Consider the following 2,247-nt stretch of genomic DNA (forward strand, 5'->3'; position numbering starts at 1 on the left):
CTCTCCATCCCGACCTTTCAGTTCCTTGAAGGAAACAACCGCATGAACGACGACGACCTGCCACCCCTGATCGAGACGCCCCCCGGCCGCTACCGCCACTACAAGGGCGGCGAGTACGACGTGCTGGGCACGGTGCGCCACAGCGAGACGCTGGAGCCGATGACGCTTTACCGCGCGCTCTACGGCGAGCGCGGACTCTGGGTCCGCCCGGCCGCCATGTTCGGCGGCCGCGTGGAGATCGACGGCTCGTCACAGTTGCGCTTCACGAAGCTCGACCAGGAAAAATGACCCCTGGCGGATTGTGTCATTTTGTTTCCACAAGCCAGGCCGCAATTGCTTGCGGGTAAACCCGGTGTTCGTGGACCAAGACACGCTCCGCCAGCGTCGCTGCGGTGTCGTCGGGCAGCACCGGCACCACCGCCTGCGCCAGGATCGGTCCATGGTCGAGTTCCACCGTCACTTCGTGCACCGTGAGCCCTGCGACCTTGCAGCCGGCCTCGATCGCGCGCTGGTGGGTATGCAGGCCGGGGAACGCCGGCAGCAGCGACGGATGGATGTTGAGCAGCCGGCGCGCATAGCGGGTCACGAAGCCGGGCGTCAGGATGCGCATGAATCCCGCCAGCACGACCAGCGCCGGCGCATGCATGTCGATGGCTTCGGCCAGGGCGGCATCGAAGTCCTCCCGGCTAGCGAAATCCTTGTGCGAGACGACTGCGGTCGAGATGCCCTTGGCACGGGCGAGCGCCAGCCCCGGCGCGTCCGCCTTGTTGCTGATGACGGCGGCGACGCGGGCATCGAATCGGGCCGCCCAGCGCTCCTGCTCGGCGGCCCGCACGATGGCCGCCATGTTGGACCCGCCGCCGGAGATAAGGATCACAATGTTCTTCATGGGACGCGGGATTATCCGTGCTGCCTTTTCGTGGTCCGTGTTGTCACGACGCGGACACCCCGAAAGCGCACGACCGTGCTAAAACCGGCGGTTCCGGAGACACGCCGCGCCCGCGGCGGTTCGATCAACACAGCGAGGCACGCATGGATTTGAGCTTCACGCCCGAAGAACAGAAGTTCCGCGAAGRTATTCGCGCCTGGGTCAAAGAAAACCTTCCCCAAGACATCTCGCACAAGGTGCACAACGCGCTCGAACTGACGCGTGACGACCTGCAGCGATGGGCGAAGATCCTCGGCAAGAAAGGCTGGCTCGGCTATGGCTGGCCGAAGGAATTCGGCGGCCCCGGCTGGACCGCGGTCGAGAAGCACCTGTTCGAGGAAGAGGCCGCGCTGGCCGGTGCGCCGCGCATCATCCCCTTCGGCCCGGTGATGGTGGCGCCGGTGATCATGGCCTACGGCAATGCCGAGCAGCACAAGCGCTTCCTGCCCGGCATTGCCAGCGGCGAAGTCTGGTGGAGCCAGGGTTACAGCGAACCGGGCTCCGGCTCGGACCTGGCCTCGGTCAAGACCAAGGCCGAACGGCAGGGCGACAAATACATCGTCAACGGCCAGAAGACCTGGACCACGCTCGGCCAGTACGGCGAATGGATCTTCTGCCTGGTGCGCACCAGCAATGAAGGCAAGCCGCAGACCGGCATCAGCTTCCTGCTGATCGACATGAAGTCGCCGGGCGTGAYGGTCCGCCCGATCAAGCTGCTCGACGGCGGCCACGAGGTCAACGAAGTCTTCTTCGACAACGTCGAGGTGCCGGCCGAAARCCTGATCGGCGAGGAGAACAAGGGCTGGACCTACGCCAAGCACCTGCTCTCGCACGAACGCACCAACATCGCCGACGTCAATCGCGCCAAGCGCGAGCTCGAGCGCGTCAAGCGCCTGGCCAAGAGCGAAGGCGTCTGGGAAGACGCCCGCTTTCGCGACGAGATCGCCAAGCTCGAGGTCGACGTCGTCGCGCTCGAGATGCTGGTGCTGCGCGTGCTGTCGGCCGCCACCTCGGGCAAGAACTCGCTCGACATCGCGGGCCTGCTCAAGATCAAGGGCAGCGAGATCCAGCAGCGCTACTCCGAGCTGATGATGCTGGCCGGCGGCCCCTATTCGCTGCCGCTGATCCGCGAGGCGATGGAAGCCGGCTGGCAGGGTGACTTCCCGGGCGGCCATCCGCAGCTGGCACCGCTTTCGTCGACCTACTTCAACATGCGCAAGACCACCATCTACGGCGGCAGCAACGAAGTGCAACGCAACATCGTCGCGCAGACCGTTCTCGGCTGAAGCCGTAGAACGGCCCGCGCGACGCGCTGAATG

General features: G+C 65.3%; 3 protein-coding genes. 2 read left to right on the plus strand and 1 reads right to left on the minus strand.

The window, feature by feature from the left end; translation table 11 throughout:
- Positions 1-42 precede the first annotated feature (42 nt).
- Positions 43-288, plus strand: a complete 246-nt coding sequence (locus AC1D2K_RS33700) for a DUF1653 domain-containing protein (protein WP_478094663.1) — start codon at positions 43-45, stop codon at positions 286-288.
- 16 nt (positions 289-304) lie between these two features.
- Here AC1D2K_RS33700 and purN read toward each other — a convergent pair whose 3' ends face one another.
- Positions 305-889: a phosphoribosylglycinamide formyltransferase gene (gene purN, locus AC1D2K_RS33705; RefSeq protein ID WP_478094659.1), complete on the minus strand. Its 585-nt coding sequence runs from the start codon at positions 887-889 to the stop codon at positions 305-307.
- A 143-nt stretch (positions 890-1,032) separates the two neighbouring features.
- Between purN and AC1D2K_RS33710 the strand changes: the two genes are divergently transcribed.
- A complete protein-coding gene (locus AC1D2K_RS33710) occupies positions 1,033-2,214 on the plus strand; it encodes an acyl-CoA dehydrogenase family protein (protein WP_478094661.1) in 1,182 nt (393 codons plus the stop codon).
- Positions 2,215-2,247 lie beyond the last annotated feature (33 nt).

It is taken from the genome of Variovorax sp. P1_H12_2, assembly GCF_056405335.1.